Source organism: Streptomyces triticisoli, from assembly GCF_003270085.1.
GTDB lineage: Bacteria > Actinomycetota > Actinomycetes > Streptomycetales > Streptomycetaceae > Streptomyces > Streptomyces triticisoli.
On sequence record NZ_QFDQ01000072.1, the window covers coordinates 43,234 to 60,365 of the forward strand.

General features: G+C 70.4%; 14 protein-coding genes. 8 read left to right on the plus strand and 6 right to left on the minus strand.

What is annotated here, in order from left to right:
• Positions 1-34: 34 nt before the first annotated feature.
• Positions 35-598, minus strand: a complete 564-nt coding sequence (locus DEP02_RS13090; RefSeq protein WP_112467490.1) for a GtrA family protein — start codon at positions 596-598, stop codon at positions 35-37.
• Positions 599-855: 257 nt separating this feature from the next.
• Between DEP02_RS13090 and DEP02_RS13095 the strand changes: the two genes are divergently transcribed.
• From DEP02_RS13095 to DEP02_RS13105, 3 genes are read left to right on the plus strand one after another with little or no spacing between them, the layout of a single operon-like run.
• The gene (locus DEP02_RS13095) at positions 856-2,049 is read left to right on the plus strand and encodes a 5-(carboxyamino)imidazole ribonucleotide synthase (protein WP_112467491.1); all 1,194 of its coding nucleotides are present in this window, start codon (positions 856-858) and stop codon (positions 2,047-2,049) included.
• The gene (gene purE / locus DEP02_RS13100) at positions 2,046-2,585 is read left to right on the plus strand and encodes a 5-(carboxyamino)imidazole ribonucleotide mutase (RefSeq protein WP_112467492.1); all 540 of its coding nucleotides are present in this window, start codon (positions 2,046-2,048) and stop codon (positions 2,583-2,585) included. The genes DEP02_RS13095 and purE overlap by 4 nt, the downstream gene beginning before the upstream one ends.
• Positions 2,586-2,590: 5 nt before the next feature.
• Positions 2,591-3,769 (plus strand): dipeptidase, encoded by a 1,179-nt coding sequence (locus DEP02_RS13105; RefSeq protein ID WP_112467493.1) that lies wholly within the window; start codon positions 2,591-2,593, stop codon positions 3,767-3,769.
• 607 nt (positions 3,770-4,376) lie between these two features.
• On the opposite strand, the gene DEP02_RS13110 is transcribed toward DEP02_RS13105, so the two are convergent.
• Positions 4,377-5,720, minus strand: a complete 1,344-nt coding sequence (locus DEP02_RS13110) for a UDP-glucose dehydrogenase family protein (RefSeq protein ID WP_112467494.1) — start codon at positions 5,718-5,720, stop codon at positions 4,377-4,379.
• A gap of 186 nt (positions 5,721-5,906) precedes the next feature.
• Between DEP02_RS13110 and DEP02_RS13115 the strand changes: the two genes are divergently transcribed.
• From DEP02_RS13115 to DEP02_RS13125, 3 genes are all read left to right on the plus strand, one after another.
• Entirely contained in the window at positions 5,907-7,064 is a 1,158-nt protein-coding gene (locus tag DEP02_RS13115; protein WP_112467495.1) for an acyl-CoA dehydrogenase, read from the plus strand.
• Positions 7,065-7,118: 54 nt separating this feature from the next.
• Positions 7,119-7,988, plus strand: a complete 870-nt coding sequence (locus DEP02_RS13120; protein WP_112467496.1) for a serine hydrolase domain-containing protein — start codon at positions 7,119-7,121, stop codon at positions 7,986-7,988.
• Between the two features lie 330 nt (positions 7,989-8,318).
• A complete protein-coding gene (locus DEP02_RS13125; RefSeq protein ID WP_112467497.1) occupies positions 8,319-8,681 on the plus strand; it encodes a four-helix bundle copper-binding protein in 363 nt (120 codons plus the stop codon).
• Positions 8,682-8,788: 107 nt separating this feature from the next.
• Here DEP02_RS13125 and DEP02_RS13130 read toward each other — a convergent pair whose 3' ends face one another.
• Entirely contained in the window at positions 8,789-10,093 is a 1,305-nt protein-coding gene (locus DEP02_RS13130) for an LCP family protein (protein ID WP_112467498.1), read from the minus strand.
• Positions 10,094-10,211: 118 nt separating this feature from the next.
• Here DEP02_RS13130 and DEP02_RS13135 point away from each other — a divergent pair, with 118 nt between their 5' ends.
• Positions 10,212-10,769, plus strand: a complete 558-nt coding sequence (locus DEP02_RS13135) for an acyl-CoA thioesterase (protein WP_112467499.1) — start codon at positions 10,212-10,214, stop codon at positions 10,767-10,769.
• 294 nt (positions 10,770-11,063) lie between these two features.
• On the opposite strand, the gene DEP02_RS13140 is transcribed toward DEP02_RS13135, so the two are convergent.
• Positions 11,064-12,554 (minus strand): LCP family protein, encoded by a 1,491-nt coding sequence (locus DEP02_RS13140; protein ID WP_112467500.1) that lies wholly within the window; start codon positions 12,552-12,554, stop codon positions 11,064-11,066.
• 128 nt (positions 12,555-12,682) lie between these two features.
• On the opposite strand from DEP02_RS13140, the gene DEP02_RS13145 reads away from it, so the two are divergent.
• On the plus strand, positions 12,683-13,711 hold the full coding sequence (locus tag DEP02_RS13145) for a glycosyltransferase family 2 protein (RefSeq protein WP_112467501.1): 1,029 nt from the start codon (positions 12,683-12,685) through the stop codon (positions 13,709-13,711).
• Positions 13,712-13,762: 51 nt separating this feature from the next.
• On the opposite strand, the gene DEP02_RS13150 is transcribed toward DEP02_RS13145, so the two are convergent.
• A complete protein-coding gene (locus tag DEP02_RS13150; protein ID WP_232839082.1) occupies positions 13,763-15,406 on the minus strand; it encodes an LCP family protein in 1,644 nt (547 codons plus the stop codon).
• Positions 15,407-15,520: 114 nt separating this feature from the next.
• The coding region (locus DEP02_RS13155) for an LCP family protein (protein WP_438947758.1) at positions 15,521-17,132 on the minus strand (1,612 nt) is incomplete at its 5' end.

The window sequence follows — 17,132 nt, forward strand, 5'->3', positions numbered from 1 at the left end:
CCTCCCCGGCGGCGGGGGGGTGCGGCGGGGGCCGCTAGCGGAAGGCCCGCGACCGCGACTTCCCCGACTCGGTCCGCAGTCCCGACTCGGCCTGCAGGAACGACTCCGCGCCCGCCACCGCCTCCCGGGCCGGCAGGGCGCGGAACACCCAGGTGCGGTAGGACCAGAAGCGGAACAGGGTCGCGATGCCGATGCCGAGGAACTTGAAGAAGTTGTTCTGCAGCGGGCTGTTCCAGCCGAAACCGTACGTCGCCAGGTACAGCACGCCGTTCTCGATCACCAGACCGACCACGCTGAACAACAGGAACAGGGTCAGTTCCCGGGTGCGGCCGCTCTTGTCGCGGTCCCGGTAGGCGAAGTAGCGGAAGCCGACGTAGTTGAAGACGATCGCGACGACCGTGGCGATGACACTCGCGCGCACCACCTGCAGACCGGTCACCTGCCGTACCAGGTTGAACACGAGCAGGTTGACAAGGAGCCCCGCTCCGCCCACCGCGCCGAACTTGACGATCTCGCGCCACAGCCGGTCCACGCGCCTGCGCAGCGCGCCGTGGTGCGCCGGGGGCGCGGCTCGAAGCCCTGAGGAACCATGGCCCATGGTCGTGCAGGCCCCCGTCTCGGTCGGTGTCTCGGTCGGTGTCTCGGTTGATCTCGCCAACTCCGCCATGCTAACCAGCGCTTCAGGACCGCGCCTGTGGACGGGCTTCCGGCCGGGAAACAGGTCGGAAAGGGCTCTGGAAATGGCAGGAAAGGGATGTCGGAACCAACCGGTACGAGCGCCGGTGCGCAGGCCGGCACGGCCCCCGTGCAGGCGCGGAATCCGGCCGGGGTGGCGCGGCCGATACTCTTGGAGGCGTGACGTTCCCGGTAGTCGGCATGGTCGGCGGTGGCCAGCTCGCTCGTATGACACACGAGGCGGGCATCCCGCTGGGCATCAGGTTCAAGCTCCTCAGTGACACCCCCCAGGACTCCGCGGCACAGGTCGTGAGCGATGTCGTCGTCGGCGACTACCGCGACCTGGAGACGCTGCGCGCGTTCGCGCGGGGCTGCGATGTGATCACCTTCGATCACGAGCACGTCCCCACCGAGCATCTGCGGGCCCTGGAGGCGGACGGCATCCCCGTGCGTCCCGGCCCCGACGCGCTCGTGCACGCCCAGGACAAGGGTGTGATGCGCGCGAAGCTCGACGCGATCGGCGTGCCCTGCCCGCGGCACCGGATCGTGACCGACCCGCGGGACGTGGCCGCGTTCGCGGCGGAGCTCGAAAGGGGCGGGCACGAAGTGCCCTCCGGCAAGGGCGGTGGTGGGCGACGGGTGGGCGGTTTCCCCGTCGTCCTCAAGACCGTCCGCGGCGGCTACGACGGCAAGGGCGTGTGGCTGGTGAACTCCGTCGAGGAGGCCGCCGAGCCCTTCCGCGCCGGTGTGCCCGTCCTCGCCGAGGAGAAGGTCGACTTCGTCCGGGAGCTGGCCGCCAACGTCGTACGCTCCCCGCACGGCCAGGCCGTGGCCTACCCGGTCGTGGAGTCGCGGCAGGTGAACGGCGTGTGCGACACGGTCGTCGCGCCCGCCCCGGACCTGGACGAGGACCTCGCCCTGCGGGCCGAGGAGATGGCGCTGCGGATCGCCAAGGAGCTCGGCGTCGTCGGCCACCTCGCCGTGGAGCTGTTCCAGACCCGCGACGGCCGTGTCCTCGTCAACGAGCTGGCGATGCGCCCGCACAACTCCGGCCACTGGTCCATGGACGGCGCGATCACCTCCCAGTTCGCCAACCACGTCCGCGCGGTCCTCGACCTGCCGCTGGGCGACCCCCGCCCGCGCGCCAGGTGGACGGTCATGGTGAACGTCCTGGGCGGCGACTACCCCGACATGTACTCCGCGTACCTGCACTGCATGGCCCGCGACCCCCAGCTGAAGATCCACATGTACGGCAAGGACGTGAAGCCCGGCCGCAAGGTCGGCCACGTCAACACCTACGGCGACGATCTGGACGACGTGCTGGAGCGCGCCCGTCACGCAGCCGGCTACCTGAGAGGCACCATCACCGAATGAGCCAGAGCAGCCCCGTTGTCGGCATCGTCATGGGATCGGACTCCGACTGGCCCGTCATGGAGGCCGCCGCCGAGGCACTCGACGAGTTCGAGATCGCCTACGAGGTCGACGTCGTCTCCGCCCACCGCATGCCGCGCGAGATGATCCGTTACGGCGAACAGGCGGCCGAGCGCGGACTGAAGGCGATCATCGCCGGCGCGGGCGGCGCCGCCCACCTGCCCGGCATGCTCGCCTCCGTCACCCCGCTGCCGGTGATCGGCGTGCCCGTCCCGCTGAAGTACCTGGACGGCATGGACTCGCTGCTGTCGATCGTGCAGATGCCGGCCGGGGTGCCCGTGGCGACCGTGTCCGTCGGCGGCGCCCGCAACGCCGGCCTGCTCGCCGCCCGGATCCTCGCCGCGCACGACGGGGAACTGCTCGGCCGGATGCGGGAGTTCCAGCAGGAACTCAACGAACAGGCCACCGAGAAGGGCAAGCGGCTGCGCGCCAGGGTCGAGGGCGCGGCCGGCGGCTTCGGCTTCAACACGGGGAAGTGACACCGATGACGGCACTGGAGGAAGCCCGGGCGCTGCTGCGCGAGTTCCCGGTCGTCGACGGCCACAACGACCTGCCCTGGGCGCTGCGCGAACAGGTCCGCTACGACCTCGACGCCCGCGACATCGCCACCCACCAGGGCGCCCATCTGCACACCGACATCCCACGCCTGCGCGAGGGCGGCGTCGGCGCCCAGTTCTGGTCGGTGTACGTCCGCGCGGACCTGCCGGACCCGGTGCCGGCGACGCTGGAACAGATCGACTGCGTACGGCAGTTGATCACACGCCACCCGGCCGACCTGGCCCCCGCCCTGACCGCCGCCGACATGGAGGCGGCGCGGGGGCAGGGCCGTATCGCCTCGCTGATGGGCGCCGAGGGCGGCCACTCCATCGCCAACTCCCTCGGCACGCTCCGTGGGCTGTACGCGCTCGGCGTGCGCTACCTGACCCTCACCCACAACGACAACGTGCCGTGGGCGGACTCGGCGACGGACGAGCCGGGCGTGGGCGGCCTGTCGGCCTTCGGCCGCGAGGTGGTGAAGGAGATGAACCGCCTGGGCATGCTGGTCGACCTCTCCCACGTGGCCGCCACGACCATGCGGGACGCGCTGGACACGTCGACGGCCCCGGTGATCTTCTCCCACTCCTCCGCGCGGGCCGTGTGCGACCACCCCCGCAACATCCCGGACGACGTGCTGGAGCGGCTGCCCGCGAACGGCGGGGTGGCGATGGTGACGTTCGTCCCGAAGTTCGTCCTCCAGGCCGCCGTCGACTGGACGGTCACGGCCGACGAGAACATGCGCGCCCACGGCTTCCACCACCTCGACACCACCGCCGAGGCGATGAAGGTCCACCGAGCCTTCGAGGAGGCGAACCCGCGCCCGGTCGCCACGGTGGCCACGGTCGCCGACCACCTCGACCACATGCGCGAGGTCGCCGGCATCGACCACCTCGGCATCGGCGGCGACTACGACGGGACGGCCTTCACCCCCGACGGCCTCAGCGACGTCTCCGGCTACCCGAACCTCATCGCCGAGCTCCTGGACCGCGGCTGGTCGAAAACCGACCTGGCCAAGCTGACCTGGCAGAACGCGGTACGGGTCCTGGGCGCCGCCGAGGACGTCGCCCGCGACCTGCGGGCCACACGCGGCCCGTCCAACGCGACGATCGGGGAGCTGGACGGGTGAGATCCGGCACCGGAAACCGGACGGCCGGTGCCGTTGGTGCTCCTTGCAGGTGTGCGGCGCGCGCGAAGGTGCGGCGCCACCGGGCCAAAGAGGGGTTGGCAACTGCTCGTCGGGGAGCGTGTATAAGGCTGGTTTAGCTCGATCGTGTGATGGTCGGCTGGCAGCCTTGCGGTGTGCTGGGCCGGTCGGGGCAGCGTTGCCGTGCGATCTGGGACGCCGGGTGCGGTGCCTGGGGGTGCCCCCTCTGGGGGAGTGCGGGGCCCCTGCTCCACCAGCGGGATGGTTCAGGGCCTCCCCGTCGCCTCTGGCCGCTCCCACAGGCCGGGTCGTGAGGCGTGTACATCAGCAGCCTCCGGCTGCGGGCCGCCCGTCCGGCCCGGACCACGGACACGATCCGTGTCGCCGCCCGGGATGCGAAAGCGGACGACCAGTGCGCCCACAACCGTTCGGGGCGTGCCAGTGCGCGGACTCACTCCCGCTCACTGCCCAGGAACGGTGATCCCCAGGGGTGCCTCCCGCACGCCCCGGCCCGGTGGGGCAGAATGCGTGAGGACGCCGGTTCGGCCGACTGAGCCTCGGCCGAACCGGCGTCCTCCGTCACGTCCTGCTACGCGGTCGGGCGGCCCATCGCCCGGTACGTCCACCCGGCCCGACGCCACCGCTCCGGGTCCAGCGCGTTGCGTCCGTCCAGGATCACCCGGGCCGCCACGGCCTCGCCCAGCTCCGCCGGGTCCAGCTCGCGGAACTCCCGCCACTCGGTCAGGTGCAGCACCACGTCCGCGCCCCGTACGGCCTCCATCGCGGTACCGGCGTACGCGAGCGTCGGGAACAGCCGCCGGGCGTTGTCCATGCCCTTCGGGTCGTACACGGTCACCTGGCCGCCCTGCAGGTGGATCTGCCCGGCGACGTTGAGCGCGGGCGAGTCCCGTACGTCGTCCGAGTCCGGCTTGAAGGTGGCGCCCAGCACCGCGACCCGCTTGCCCAGGAACGGCCCGCCGCCCAGCGCCTGCCGGGCCAGCTCCACCATCTGCCCGCGCTGGCGCATGTTGATCGAGTCGATCTCGCGCAGGAACGTCAGCGCCTGGTCGGCGCCCAGCTCACCCGCGCGCGCCATGAACGCCCGGATGTCCTTGGGCAGGCAGCCGCCGCCGAAGCCGATCCCGGCGCGCAGGAACTTCTTGCCGATCCGGTCGTCGTGGCCGATCGCCTCCGCCAGCCTGGCGACATCGCCGCCCGCGGCCTCGCACACCTCGGCCATGGCGTTGATGAAGGAGATCTTCGTGGCGAGGAAGGAGTTCGCGGCGGTCTTCACCAGCTCCGCGGTCGGGAAGTCGGTGACCACGAAGGGAGAGCCCTCGGCGATCGGCGTGGCGTACACCTCGCGCAGCAGCTTCTCCGCCCGCTCGCTGCGCACGCCGACCACGATCCGGTCCGGGTGCAGCGTGTCCTTCACGGCGAAGCCCTCGCGCAGGAACTCCGGGTTCCAGGCCAGCTCCGCGTCCTCGCCCGCGGGTGCGAGCTCGGCGATCGTACGGGCCAGCCGGTCCGCCGACCCGACCGGCACCGTCGACTTGCCGACGACCAGGGCGGGGCCGGTCAGGTGCGGGGCGAGGGAGGCGATCGAGGAGTCGACGTAACTCATGTCGCAGGCGTACTCGCCGTGCTTCTGCGGGGTGTTCACGCAGACGAAGTGGATGTCGCCGAACGCGGCCACCTCCGCGAAGTCCGTCGTGAACCGCAGCCGGCCGGTCGAGCCCTCGATTCCGGCCACGTGCCGGCGCAGCAGCTCGTCCAGACCGGGCTCGTACATCGGGACCTCGCCCCGGCGCAGCGTCTCGATCTTCTCCGGGACGACATCCAGGCCCAGCACCTCGAAACCGAGCTCGGCCATGGCCGCGGCGTGTGTCGCGCCGAGGTAGCCGGTGCCGATCACGGTGATCTTGAGGCTCATGGGTGCTCCAGGAGGGACGATGGTGATGCGGTGCCCGAGCATATCGGGGGCATGCGCAAGGCCTTCGCCGGGCAATGTCCTCGCTGTCACCAAGCTCACGTATCACCGAGCGTGGGCGGGCCAGTAAAATTTGAGTTACTTAACGGTAGTTAGCGTCAGTGTGCGTCTTCTTTGGAGTGAGAGACCTTGGCCGGATCGGCTGACTTCGACCTGTACCGCCCGTCCGAGGAGCACGACATGCTCCGGGACGCCGTCCGCTCGCTGGCCGAGGCGAAGATCGCGCCGTACGCCGCCGCGGTGGACGAGGAGGCCCGCTTCCCGCAGGAGGCCCTGGAGGCGCTGGTCGCCAACGACCTGCACGCCGTGCACGTACCCGAGGAGTACGGCGGCGCGGGCGCGGACGCCCTCGCGACGGTCATCGTGATCGAGGAGGTCGCGCGGGTCTGCGCCTCCTCCTCCCTGATCCCCGCGGTGAACAAGCTGGGCTCGCTGCCGGTGATGCTCGCCGGCTCCGAGGAGCTGAGGAAGAGGTACCTGACCCCGCTCGCCAAGGGCAACGCGATGTTCTCGTACTGCCTGTCCGAGCCGGACGCGGGCTCCGACGCGGCCGGCATGAAGACCAAGGCGGTCCGCGACGGCGACCACTACGTCCTCAACGGCGTCAAGCGCTGGATCACCAACGCCGGGGTCTCGGAGTTCTACACGGTGATGGCCGTGACCGACCCCGCCAAGCGCTCCAGGGGCATCTCCGCCTTCGTCGTGGAGAAGTCGGACCCGGGCGTCTCCTTCGGCGCCCCCGAGAAGAAGCTCGGGATCAAGGGCTCCCCGACCCGCGAGGTGTACCTGGACAACGTCCGCATCCCGGCGGACCGCATGATCGGCGCCGAGGGCACCGGCTTCGCCACCGCGATGCGCACCCTGGACCACACCCGCATCACCATCGCCGCCCAGGCCCTGGGCATCGCCCAGGGGGCGCTGGACTACGCCAAGGGCTACGTCAAGGAGCGCAAGCAGTTCGGCAAGCCGATCTTCGACTTCCAGGGTGTCCAGTTCATGCTCGCCGACATGGCCATGAAGATCGAGGCCGCCCGCCAGCTGACCTACGCGGCCGCGGCGAAGTCCGAGCGGGGCGACCGCGACCTGACCTTCCAGGGCGCCGCCGCCAAGTGCTTCGCCTCCGACGTCGCCATGGAGGTCACCACGGACGCCGTCCAGCTCCTCGGCGGCTACGGCTACACCCGCGACTACCCGGTGGAGCGCATGATGCGCGATGCCAAGATCACCCAGATCTACGAGGGCACCAACCAGGTCCAGCGGATCGTGATGGCCCGCAACCTGCCGTGACGGCAGGCCGGCAGCAGGAGGGTGCCCAGGAGCTGGGCACCCTCGCGGGGGGCGATGAGGGTGTTCGTGCGGTGGGGCGTGCCGGTGTGTGTGCTGGGGTCGGGGCGGGAGGTCCGGGCGGAGAACGGGCATGACGGCGGCCGGTTCGTCGAGATCGGGTCGCTGACCAAGGTGCTCACCGGGACCGCGCTGGTGCGCATGGCGCGGGCGGGTCTCCTGGGCGTGGACGACCCGGTGCGGCGTTGGCTGCCCGTCGCATCCGGGACGGGTATCACCTTGCGGCATCTGATGGAGCACACTTCGGGTCTGCCCAGGCTCCCTCCGGAGGTGTGGGGGCTCAGCAGGGACCCGTACGCGGGGTTCGGTCCGGAGCGGTTGAGGCGGCTCGTGGGGCGGCTCGATGAGGTCGTCGAGCATCCCGCGGGCCGGGAGACCGTCTACTCGAACCTCGGGTACGCCGTGCTCGGGGCCGCGCTGGAGGAGGCGGCCGGGGAGCCGTATCCGGTGCTGCTGCGCACTCATGTTCTGGAGCCGCTGGGTCTGGCCGATGAGGTGACGGCCGATCCGCCCACCGGTCGACTGCTCACCGCCCGTGGGTGGTTCGGGCGGACGCGGGCGCCGTGGACCATGAGCGGGGCGATCCTGCCGGCGGGTGGGCTCTGGGCGACTCCCCGGGCGATCGGCGCCCTGGTCGTCGGGCTGTTGGTGGAGCGCGGGCTGGGTGAGCCGGCCGCCTCCTGGCAGCGGGCGGGCCACGTGCGGTGGCACAACGGCGCGACCCGTGACGCGTCGGTGTTCGCAGGGGCCTTCGACGACACCGGCGAGTGGGTGGTGGTGCACCGACTCGGTGGAAGGCCGCGGACGACGGACCGCCTCGGCGCCCGACTGCTCCTGCAGACACGTCCCGGGCATTCGCCGAGTTGAACAAGTACGCGGCAGGCAAAGGAGTTCGAGGACAGGACCTGTCCGGCGGATCACGTCGTCCACGTCAATGTTCTACTCACCGGCACCCTGAACTTCGTCATGGACGCAGACGAGGTGGTGGCGGAGATCGTCGACGTCACCCACTTCGGCGGTATCGGCCGGAAGTCGTGGACCGGGGAGCCAGGAACCGGGGAGCCGGAGAGCCGGAGCAGTACGCCGGACGGGTGTGGCGGAGTCCCTGTCGGTCCGGATGGCGCCGGGCCGGGAGCAGGCGTACGACGGAAGGGGAAGGGGACCGTTTCGGGGCCCCCGCGTCCCCCAGGAGGAGCCATGACCCAGCCCGGAACCGCGACCCCCATGAGCAAGGAGATGCAGGACTGCGTCCAGGCGTGCATGTCGTGCCACACCATCTGTGAGGAGACCATGAGCTCCTGCATGCAGATGGGCGGCCAGGCGCAGATGCAGATCATGCGTGCGCTCATGGACTGCTCCGAGACGACCCGCATGTGCGCGGACATGCTGATGCGCCGCTCGCCGCTGGCGGCGGAGATGTGCGGCATGTGCGCCAAGGCCTGTGACATGGGCGCGGAGGCGTGCATGTCCATGCCCGACGACAAGATGATGATGCGCTGTGCGGAGGCGTGTCGCCACTGTGCGGAGATGTGCCGCACGATGGCGGGCGCCAGGATGTGACCTGAACCCGGCGCTACGGCGCTACGGAGCCACGACGCTACGGCCAGGAAGCCCCGCCGGTCGCCGAGGAACAGGCACCGCGGGGCTTTCTCCGTGGCTGGGGGCGGTCAGTCGCCCTTGACGGTGACCTTCTCGTCGTTGTTCAGCTGGGTCACCAACTGCTTCACCTTCGCCTTGTCCCAGATCAGGTTGCCACCGGAGGAACCGGAGATGGGCATGTTCATCGAGGTGCCGTCGCCGCCGCTGACGCCCTTCATCGCCCAGAACATGCGGGCCAGGTCGAACAGGCTCATGTCCTCGTCGACGATCAGGGAGTCCAGGCCGGCGCCCATCGTCGGGTAGAGCTTGAACGGGTTCAGGACCGTGCTCGGGGTGGCCACCTGGTGGGCGAGGGCGGCCAGGAACTTCTGCTGGTTCTTGGTGCGGTCCAGGTCGGAGCCGGCCAGCGCGTACCGGGTGCGGACGAAGGCGAGGGACTCCTGGCCGTTCAGGGTCTGCTTGCCCTTCTTGAGGTCCGCGCCGGATTTGGTGTCCTTGATGTCCTGCGGGATGTCGATCTCGACGCCGCCGACCGCGTCCACGATGTTCGCGAAGCCGGCGAAGCCGATCTCCACGTAGTGGTCGATGTGCAGGCCGGTGTTGAACTCGACCGTGCGGACCAGCAGTTCGGGCCCGTCCTCGGCGTACGCGGCGTTGAGCTTCACCTGCCGGCCCGTGGCCGGGTAGACCTTGCCGGAGTCGGAGCCCTTGAACGACGGGATCTCCACGTTCGAGTCCCGGGGCAGGGAGATCAGGGTGGAGCCGTTGCTGCCGGTGTGCAGGATCATCATCGAGTCCGTGCGCTTGCCCGCGGCGGACCCGGTGTGCAGCTTCTTCTTCTGCTCGGCCGACATGCCCTCCCGGCTGTCGGAGCCGACGATGAGGTAGTTGGTGCCCTCGCCCTTCTCCGGCCGGTCGATGACCTTGGACAGGTCGACCTCGCGGTTGAGCTTGGAGTCGGCCCAGAAGTACGTCGCGACAGTGGTCACCAGGAACACGGTGACCAGGGTTATCGCGGTCAGTTTGATGCGACGGCCCCAGTTCGGCGCGGGGTGGGACCCGCGGGCGTATCCGTCGCCCGGCCCGCCGGCCTGCCTGCCGTAGACCTGGCCGGTGTTGTAGCCGTTGTCGTACCCGTGGTCGCCGCCGGGGGCGCCGTAGCCCCGGCCGTCGACGTACGACGGCTGCTGCGGGACCCCGTACGGCGGCGCCGAGGGACCGGGGCCGCCCGGCCCCCCGTACCCGGCGGGTGCCGGACCGCCGCGCCGCACCTGACGCGCCACACGCGCGCCCTCCGGCCATGCGCCGGCACCGCCGCGTCCGTACCGCGGGCCGCGGTTGTCGTCAGACCACCCCTCGGGCCAATCATTCATGCGCCATAGTGTGCAGGGCAGGGCCGTGTGCCTGACAGAGGCGTCGGTGAATAAGGTCACCGCTGTTGCCAAGCTGACACAAATTCCCCGTGTCCCACCTCGGCATAAGGTGGAGGTCATGACAGACCAGGCCCCCACCGCGGAATCCGGAACGACGGATATCCCGGGCAAGCCGACCTCGGCGTCCCGGACCACCCTGAGCCACATCATGACCCACAACGACACCAACCTGCTGGGGACGGTGCACGGCGGGGTGATCATGAAGCTGGTCGACGACGCGGCGGGCGCGGTGGCCGGCCGGCACAGCGGCGGGCCCGCGGTCACCGCGTCCATGGACGAGATGGTGTTCCTCGAACCGGTCCGGGTCGGCGACCTCGTCCATGTGAAGGCCCAGGTCAACTGGACCGGCCGGACCTCCATGGAGGTCGGCGTGCGGGTCCTGGCCGAGCGCTGGAACGAGTCCACCCCGACCACCCGGGTCGCCTCGGCCTACCTGGTCTTCGCCGCGGTGGACGCCGACGGCAAGCCGCGCCCGGTGCCGCCGGTCCTGCCGGGGACCGACCGGGACCGGCGCCGCTACCAGGAGGCCCAGATCCGCCGCACCCACCGCCTGGCCCGCCGCCGCGCCATCAAGGAACTGCGGGAGAAGCGGGCGGCGGAGGGTTACGAGGACTGAGGGCCGGGGCGGGCGCCACCGGTACCGTCGCGGCTTTGCCGCCGGCCGCTCACGGTCTCGCCGTACCGGCCGTCAACCGCGCACGGCCCCATCGCTCATGACCCCGCTGCACACGATCCTGCCGCGCCGGCGGCCGACCGCACACGATCCTGCCGCGCCGGCGGCCGACCGCACACGGTCTCTCACCGTGCCGGCGGCCGACCGCACACGGTCTCTCACCGTGCCGGCGGCCGACCGCACACGGTCTCTCACCGTGCCGGCCGTCGGCCGCGCACCGCCTCGCCGCCCCCGCCGTCAGCCGCACGTCACCTCGTCGCCCTTCACTACCGCGGTGGCCGCCTGGGCCGGGTTCTCCACACGGACCCCGCGCACCTGGTGGTGGTCGCTGCCGATGATCACCCGGAGTGTGGCGCCCTGCCCCGGCACCGGACGCAGCTCGCTGCCCGGCAGGGCGGCGGCGAGTGACTTCGCCGAGCGGTCCCAGCGGGGGTCGTAGAGCACCACGGTCCGCGTGACCCCCCGTTCCTTGGCGTCCAGGGGCGCCTTGGTCGTGAGGAAACCGGCCGCCGCCAGCTCCGTGTCCACCCGCCGGCCGAGCCCGTTCGTGTCGGTGCCGTTCTCCACCTGGACGCGGACCTGCTGCGGGGCGACCTCGACGGGCACGGGAAGGTTCGGCTGCCGGGGCTTGTGCGAGGCCAGCGGCCGGTCCTCGCGCAGCGCCCGGAAGAGCTGGTCGGCCCTGGCCCGGTCCCACTTCACGGTGGAGCCGATGCCCTTGACCGGGTAGGCCGTCTGCGCGATCGGGACGGTGGTGAACTCCGAGGAGGAGGGGGAGAAGTTCCGCATCGCCCGCCCGAGGTCCAGCAGTTCGTCGGTGCGGAAGCCCTTGTCCGCCCGTACCGAGCCCAGTACGGCCACGGCCACGTCCCGGAACTTGAGGGGGTTCAGCAGCACCCGGGAGGAGGTCGCCTGTTCGATCAGGGCTGCCAGGAAGCGCTGCTGGCGCTTCATCCGGCCGAGGTCGCTCGCCCCGTCGACGTGCCGGGAGCGGACGTACTGCAGGGCCTGGCCGCCGGAGAGCGTGTGTGTACCGGCGGCCAGGTCCAGGCCGGTGTAGCTGTCCTTCATCGGTTCGGCGGTGCAGATCTGCACCCCGCCGACCACGTCCACGGTCCGCATGAAGGTGGTGAAGTCCACCTCCAGGTAGTGGTCGATCTTCAGGTTGGTCATGCTCTCGACCGTGCGCACGGTCAGGTTGGGCCCGCCCTCCGAGTACGCCGCGTTGAGTTTGACCGGGTGCGGCCCGTGCCGTCGCCCGGTGTTCCGGTCGACGTGCTCGGGCAGTTCGGCGTAGGAGTCGCGGGGCAGGCTCACCACGCTGGCCCGTTCCCGGTCCTGCGACAGGTGCACGATCATCATCGTGTCGGTGCAGTTGCAGGGGTGGCCGCCCAGCCGGTACTGGAGCCGCTCCCGCTCGCTGATCCTGTCCCGGCCGTCGGTGCCGACCAGCAGCACGTTCATGCCGTGACCGGCCGGCGGGCGGTTCTTCATGTCCTTGAAGGGGTCGACCCGGGCGATGTCCGCGCCCAAGCTGGAGACCACCGCGTGCCCGATCCCGGCGGAGGCGAGCACCACCACCGACAGTGTGGTCGCCGCCCGCATGGCCCAGCGTGGTCTGCGGCGCGGTACGGGCGCGTACGGCACGCGGGCCGGTCTCGCCGGACCGGCGGCCTGTCGCGGGGCGCGCTGCGACCGCGGGCGCGGCCGGTACTGCGTGCTGGACATGGGGGGACACCTCCGCTGATGGCGTGGGTGGGCGCCGTGTGCACCGTAGGGGCATACGATCGGCTGATCGGCGCAGCGGCACCCGCGGCGCGCACCGGTGTCCCCCGTTCGCGGTAACGTGAGCACCGATGAACGCCATGCCCGACGTGCGGCTCCCCGCCGTTTCTGTGATCATGCCCGTCCTCGACGAGGAGCGGCACCTGCGTGGAGCCGTGGAAGCGATCCTCGCGCAGGAGTACGACGGCGAGATGGAGGTCGTGATCGCCCTCGGTCCGTCCACGGACCGTACGGACGAGATCGCCGCCGAACTCGTACGCGAAGACCCGCGCGTGCACACGGTGCCCAACCCCACCGGCCGCACCCCCGCCGCGCTCAACGCGGCGATCAAGGCCTCCCGCCATCCGATCGTGGTCCGCGTCGACGGCCACGGGATGCTCTCGCCGAACTACATAGCCACGGCCGTACGGCTCCTGGAGGAGACCGGCGCGCAGAACGTCGGCGGCATCATGCACGCCGAGGGCGAGAACGACTGGGAGCACGCGGTGGCCGCCGCGATGACCTCGAAGATCGGGGTGGGCAACGCGGCCTTCCACACCGGCGGTCGGGCCGGTCCCGCTCAGACCGTGTACCTGGGGGTGTTCCGGCGCGAGGCGCTGGAACAACAGGGCGGCTACAACGAGGAGTTCATCCGCGCCCAGGACTGGGAGCTGAACTTCCGCATCCGCGAGGCGGGCGGCCTGATCTGGTTCTCGCCGGAGCTGCGCGTCTCCTACCGGCCCCGCCCGAGTGTGAAGGCGCTGGCCAAGCAGTACAAGGACTACGGCCGTTGGCGGCACGTCGTCGCCCGCTACCACGAGGGTTCCATCAACCTGCGCTACCTCGCCCCGCCGACCGCGGTGTGCGCCATCGCGGCCGGGATCGTGGTGGGCGCGGCCCTGACCCCCTGGGGTTTCGTGGTTCCCGGCGGCTATCTGGCGGCGATCGTCGCCGGATCGGTGCCCGCGGGCAGGGGACTGCCGCTGAAGGCCCGTCTGCGCATCCCGGTCGCCCTCGCCACCATGCACATGTCGTGGGGCTGGGGCTTTCTGACCAGCCCGAAGTCGCTGGCGAGGAAGGTCATCGCCTCGCGCAGGTCCGCGGTCGTCACCGCCGACTGAGCGGTTCGACCCGGTGGGCCCCTCTCCTCGGGACAGGGGCCCTACGCGCGTCTACCAGCGGTAGGGCGCGTACACGTCCATGCACTGGCTCTCGTCCGAGCCGTTGATGGCGTCGGAGTTGCTGGGCAGGTCGCCGGCCTTCGGCGTGGACTCCTTCGGATAGGTGGCGCCTGTACGCCAGTCGGCGCCGACGACGACGGTGACGCCGGAGACGTCGGTCGACCTCTTCACCGAACTCATCGGAATTCCCAGGGCCTTGGCGACGCTCTGCGCGTCACCCTCCATGTCGGCGCTCGGGTAGCGCACGAGGGTCTCCTCCTCGGACAGCGCCGCCGCGGTGTCGGCCGCCGTCCTGGTGAAGCCCTTCTGCCGCAGCTCCTGGCTGATCGCGTCGGCCCGGCCGTTGACCGGGGCCCGGGTGGAGCTCCGGGTGGCGTTCTGCACCACCACACCCAGCCGGTCGGCCGCGACCGAGGGAGCCGTGGTGGCCTCCTCCACGCTCGGCTTCTTCGCCTCCGACTTGGGGCCGTTGCCGTCGAAGGGCACGTCCTCGCGGAGCATCTTCCACATCTTCGTGGCGCCGGCTTCGTCCGGGAGCAGGTGGTTGCTGTTCCGCCAGTCGGTGACGTTGGGCATCGTCGTCATGGTGATGCGGTCGGTGGGGACCGTCTTGAGCTGCATGCCCAGGTCGTACAGCTTCTTGACGGTGCCGATCTCCTCGGAGACCTCCAGCGACTTCGTGGCCGCCTCCGCCAGGCCCATCAGCCGGCCGGTGTCGGTGAAGACGTTCTGGCTCCGCAGCGTGCGGATCATCGAGTTCATGTACATGTGCTGGGCCCTGGCCCGCAGCGGGTCGCTGCCCCAGGCGTGCCGGGTGCGCAGCCACTGCAGGGCCTGCTCGCCCTTGACCTTGTGCTTGCCGGCCGTCAGCTTCAGACCGGAGCCGCCGCGCTGGGTCGGCAGCGGGCGGTCCCACACGTTCTGCTTCACGCAGACCTCGACGCCGCCGATGGCGTCCGCCATGTGCACCACGCCCGCGAAGTCGATCGTCATCCAGTGGTCGATGTAGACACCGGTGAGGTTCTCCCAGGTGGCGAGCGTGCAGCCGGGGCCGCCGCGGGCCAGCGACTCGTTGATGATGGTGTTGGCCGGCGGGTAGACCTCGCCGGTGTCGGGGTCGGTGCACTTGGGGATGTCGACCCGGGTGTCACGGGGGATGCTCACCACGGCGGCGCTCTCGCGGTCCGCGGAGAGGTGGATGAGCATCTGCACGTCGCCCAGCGGCGGATTGTCGCGGTGGTCCCTGCTGCCGCCCAGGGCGAGGTTCGCGTCGGAGCCACGGCTGTCGGAACCGATCAGCAGGATGTTCATGGGCGTCTGGCCGGCCGAGTTCGGCTTCGCCTTCTCCGCCTTGGAGTCGCCGCTGCTGCGCCGGCCCTTGCGTATGTTGTCGTTCAGGTGCTGGTAGTAGAGGTATCCGGCGCCGGCCGTGGTGAGTATGACCAGCGAGAGCACCGTGGCCGACCAGCGCAGTACGCGCCTTCTGGGACGCCTGCCGGCGACGTCGCGCTCTTTGCCGCTGCCTTTCCCTCCGCCGTGCCGGCCGTGGCCACCCGAAGCGCTGCCATCTTGCGCGGCGAGTGGCAGCGTGTCCTCGACCGCAGGCTCCTCCCCGCGCAGACTGCTCTGCGTCAACTCCCCATCCTCCCCACCCTGGTGTGCCATTGAACGGGCCTGTCATGCGTCGGGTTAGACGCATGACAGGCCCATAAGGTGGCGTGGTGCGCTCGACTTGCTTTCAACTTGCTTTCAGCTGGCGCACTGAACCTTGTCCGCCGTGGACTGTCCGTCGACCTTCGGTGCCTTCGTCGGAGCGACGAGCGGCACACCCGCGCCCTTGAAGTCCTCGCCCAGGGTCAGCGTCATCGTCGGCAGACCCTGGGCGTTGGTCACGCTCTCGCCCAGCTTCAGTGCCGAACCGGGCAGTCCCATGATCGCGGCGAGTTTACGCGCCTGCGGCGCCTGGTCGGCGTCGTACTCGAGGGTGGTCTTGCTGAGTTTCTCGGGCGCGTTGCCCGCGTTCTCGGACTTGGACACGCCCTGGGAGGTCTGCAGCCAGGCAAGGGTCTCCTGAGCGGAACCGGAGGCGGCCCCGCCGTTGAAGATGCGGACCCGCACCTCGGAGGCCTCGGACTGGGTGCCCTTGAGGCGGGCGGCCTCGGCGTTCTTGGCGGCCTTCTTCTTTTTCTTCACCTGGGTGAAGGAGACGTCGCTCGCGATGGCGTCGAAGACCGGGCGAGCATCGGTCGGATGCACGACAACCGTCGCCTTGACCTTTTCGGCCGGGTTGTCGACGACCGGGACCGTCAGGAAGGTGATGTTCTTCGTCGGCACCTTCTTCAGCTCCAGCGCCACGTCCGTGAGCGTGCCGACCTTGCCGATGCCGGTGTCGACGGTCAGCGCCTTGGTGGCGGCGTTGGCCAGGCCGTACAGCTTGGTCGGGTCGGTGAGCGTGTCGCCGGAGGACATCTTGCGCATCAGCGAGCTGAGGAACTGCTGCTGCACCTTGATCCGGTCCAAGTCGCCCTGGTTGCCCCAGGCGTGCCGGGTGCGGACGAAGGCCAGGGCCTGCTCGCCCTTGATCGTGGACTCGCCGGCGGGCAGGTCCAGGTGCGACTTGTCGTCCTTCACCGCCTGCTTGAGGCACACGTCGACGCCGCCCACCGCCGTCGTCAGCGTCTTGACCGCGTTGAAGTCGGCCATCATGAAGTGGTCGGGCGTGATGCCGGTGGCCTCTTTGACCGTGAGCATCGTGCAGCCCGCGTCGCGACCGTCCTGGCCGAGGCTCTTGTTGAAGCGGGCGTTGTCCGTTCCCGGGATGACCTTCGTGGTGCCGTCGGGCTGCTTGGTCGGGCAGTCCGGGATGTTCACGATCAGGTCGCGCGGGATGCTCAGCGCGGTCGCGTTCGTGCGGTCCTTGGAGACGTGCAGCAGGACGTTGGTGTCGGCGTGGCCCGGGCTGCCCTTGTCGCCGTAGCCCTCGTTGCCCTTGCCGGTACGCTTGTCGGTGCCGATGATCAGTATGTTGAAGGCCTCGTCCTTGCTGAAGCTGGCCTTGGCCGCGCCGCCCACGTCGGTGGTGGTGACGTTGCCCTCGAGGTGCTTGAGGACCAGATAACCGGCCGTGCCGACGCCGACCAGGACGAACGCCATGGTGCCGCCGGTCCACAGCAGGACCTTCTTGGCCTTCGACTTCTTCTCCGGCCGGCGTCCCCGCCGCCCGGGCAGCGGCTCCTCGGGCGGCGCGCCGCGGCGACGGCGCGGGCCGGGGACCGTACGGGCGGGGGCGGCGGTCTCACGCGCCTGATGCCGTCCGGGCGTCGCTCTGCGGCCTCCCGTCGCACCGTTGTCGCCCGCGCCG